The organism is Burkholderia sp. BCC1977 (genome assembly GCF_905339595.1).
GTDB lineage: Bacteria > Pseudomonadota > Gammaproteobacteria > Burkholderiales > Burkholderiaceae > Burkholderia.
In genome coordinates this window covers 1-3,059 of sequence record NZ_CAJPGQ010000106.1, presented here as the reverse complement: position 1 = coordinate 3,059, position 3,059 = coordinate 1, and the positions used below count along the sequence as shown (strand labels likewise).

Here is a 3,059-nt window from a genome sequence, read left to right as displayed (position 1 = left end):
GTAAGCGTCATTCCGTGGCCGCATGGACAGAGCTGAAGCCGGTGTCCAAAGTGATGTCCGTTACTTCAAGTGATGGGGACTACTTTGGACACACGGAATGCGCGATCATCGAACCGCAAGGGCCGACCGAACTACACACCAGAGTACCGACGGCAAGTTGCCGTCGCGGCGTGCGAGCCGGGTATTTCGGTGGCCAAGCTCGCGCAGGCGCACGGACTGAATCCCAATATGGTGTTCAAGTGGCGCCGGCAACTGCGAGCGGGCCAGTTCGAAGGAGTGGCGCACAGCACAGCGGTGCTGCTGCCCGTAGCGCTACCTGATGCACCGACCGGCGAGACCGCAGAACCGGCGTCGCTCGCTCTACAGCCTGTCGAGTCACATCGCGAGAGCGTACCGGCAGCGTCGAGCATCGAGATCGAACTGAACGGTGCCCGTGTACGTGTCACGGGCATGGTCGACCCCGTGCAGTTGCTGCCTGATGCCAGCATGATTGCGCCGCCAGGCGGTACCCGCGTATGGCTGGCAGCGGGCATTACCGATATGCGCCGTGGCATGGATGGACTTGCCGCGCTGGTGCAGTCAGCACTCGGACGTGATCCCTTCTCGGGGCACATCTTCCTGTTTCGTGGACGTCGCGGTGACCTCATCAAGATTTTATGGTGGAGCGGCGACGGCATGAACCTGTACGCGAAACGACTCGAGCGTGGGCGCTTCGTGTGGCCGCAGGCGGACTCGGGCACAGTCCATCTGTCAGCCGCCCAACTGTCGATGCTGCTCGAGGGGATTGACTGGCGGCATCCAGAACGGACGTGGCGGCCGACGCACGCGGCGTAACGCCGGGTGCGTGAACCCACAAGCGCGTGGGCTTCATTTACACTGGCATGCATGCCAGTCAACCATCTGCCCGATGACATCGCCGCTCTCAAGCGCATCGTCGCCTCGCGCGACGAGACCATCGCGCAGTTGCTGGCCGAGATCTCGCGGCTGAAGCGATGGCAGTATGGCCGTTCATCGGAGCGCATGACCGAACTGATGGACCAGCTGCAGCTCGCGCTCGGTGAGCTTCCCGTTCCTGAATCGACCATGGCCTCAACGTCGAAGGTGCCCGATGCTGCTGATACATCGGCCACAACGAACGTCGTTCCGCTGCGCCGCAAGTCACGGCACTTCCCCGCCCATCTTCCCCGCGAAACGGTTGTGCATGCGCCGTCAAACTGCGGATGCCCGGAATGCGGCAAACAGATGCGTGCGCTCGGCGAAGACGTCTCGGAGGTACTCGACTATGTGCCCGGCTACTTCAAGGTACTGCGTCACGTACGTCCGAAGCTGAGCTGCCCGCGCTGCGCCGCAGTAGTACAGGAGCCGGCACCTTCGCGGCCGATAGCACGCTCGATGGCGGGTGCGGGGCTGCTCGCACAGGTCGTCGTCGCGAAGTACGCTGACCATATGCCGCTATACCGGCAGGCCGGCATCTATCGCCGCGCGGGCATCGAACTGGACCGGGCAACACTGGCTTCGTGGGTGCGTGAAGCGGCGGCGCTGCTGCAACCCCTGTCCGACGCACTCGGCGGTTATGTACGCGCCGCAGACAAGATCCATACCGACGACACGCCCGTGCCGGTGCTGGAGCCGGGGCGTGGCAAGACACGCACGGCGCGCTTGTGGACCTATGTGCGCGATGACCGCCCGGCAGGGAGCCGCGCGCCACCAGCGGTTTGGTACAGGTACTCACCCGACCGCAAAGGTGAGCGCCCTCGGGAGCATCTGGCGGGCTACACGGGAATCCTCCAGGCAGATGCCTTCAGCGGGTATGACGCCCTGTATCGTGACGGCACGGTCATCGAGGCCGGATGCTGGGCGCATGCTCGGCGCAAGTTCTACGACCTGTACAAGCTGGACAGCTCACCGATTGCCGAAGAAGCATTGCGCCGCATTGGGGCGCTATATGCCGTTGAACGCGAGGTTCGCGGCCAGACGCCGGACGTGCGCCTGTCTGCGCGTCAGCAACGCTCGGCGCCGTTGCTCACTGAGCTGAAGGCCTGGCTCGAACACACGCTGTCACTGGTCTCGGCGAAGTCGGGGCTGGCGAAGGCGACCAGATACTCGCTGGGGCACTGGCATGCACTCACACGCTATTGCGAAGACGGGCGCGTCGAGGTGGACAACAATACCGCGGAGCGCGCGATCAGGCCGCTGGTTCTCGGCAGGCGCAATTATCTGTTCGCAGGCTCCGACGGCGGAGGCGAAAGCGCAGCGGTGATCTACAGCCTGATCGGTACGGCGCGCCTGAACGGCATTGAGCCGTTTGCGTACCTGCGCACGGTGTTTGAGCGCATCGCCGATCATCCCATCAACCGCATCGACGAGTTGCTGCCGTGGCGCCTGATGCCGGCGGCACACATCGAGCAGCAAGCCGCCTGACAATCAATCCGATGGTCCAACCCCGCAAATCTGCCGTGCGCCTGGTCAAGACGCCAGTGCCCGATTACGTCCTGCGCGTTGAGCTGAAGTACATTAAGCCGGCGATCTGGCGACGAATCATTGTTCCCGGCTCGGTCCGGCTGGGCAAGCTGCATGTGATGCTGCAACTGGCCATGGGCTGGGAAGGCGGGCACCTGCACGAGTTCGTCTTCGGCGAAACCAACTATGGTGAACCTGATGACTTCGGATTCCAGAGCGATCCGCCAATGCTCAATGAAGCACGGGTCACGCTGGCGAAGGCGCTGGGCGGGCTGAAGTCATTCACCTACATCTACGACTACGGCGATAACTGGCAGCATCGGATCAAGGTCGAGAAGGCACTCGTGCCTGATCCCGACATGCGTCGGCCGTTGTGCCTGGATGGGCAGAATGCGTGCCCGCCGGAAGACGTCGGTGGTGTGCCCGGATATGCAGACTTCCTCGAGGCGATTGCAGATCCGACGCACGAGGAGCACGACCACTTCCTCGAGTGGTGCGGCGGTAGCTTCGATCCCTACGCCTTTGATCTCGTGCTCGCGAATCTGCGGCTCTCAGAGGTCAAGTTCTGATCATCAAGACGGCCTCAGATTGACGCTTAC

At 63.0% G+C, this 3,059-nt stretch carries 3 protein-coding genes; all 3 read left to right on the top strand.

Annotation, left to right across the window (positions count from 1 at the left end):
* Window positions 1–72: 72 nt before the first annotated feature.
* Genes tnpB through U5771_RS34795 form a run of 3 tightly spaced genes read left to right on the top strand, consistent with a single transcriptional unit; the run spans window position 73 to window position 3,029 of the window.
* A complete protein-coding gene (gene tnpB / locus U5771_RS35685; protein ID WP_415859473.1) occupies window positions 73–834 on the top strand; it encodes an IS66 family insertion sequence element accessory protein TnpB in 762 nt (253 codons plus the stop codon).
* A gap of 51 nt (window positions 835–885) precedes the next feature.
* On the top strand, window positions 886–2,421 hold the full coding sequence (tnpC, locus tag U5771_RS34800; protein ID WP_322028132.1) for an IS66 family transposase: 1,536 nt from the start codon (window positions 886–888) through the stop codon (window positions 2,419–2,421).
* A gap of 11 nt (window positions 2,422–2,432) precedes the next feature.
* Complete coding sequence (locus tag U5771_RS34795; protein ID WP_322028133.1) at window positions 2,433–3,029, top strand: plasmid pRiA4b ORF-3 family protein; 597 nt, start codon at window positions 2,433–2,435, stop codon at window positions 3,027–3,029.
* Window positions 3,030–3,059 lie beyond the last annotated feature (30 nt).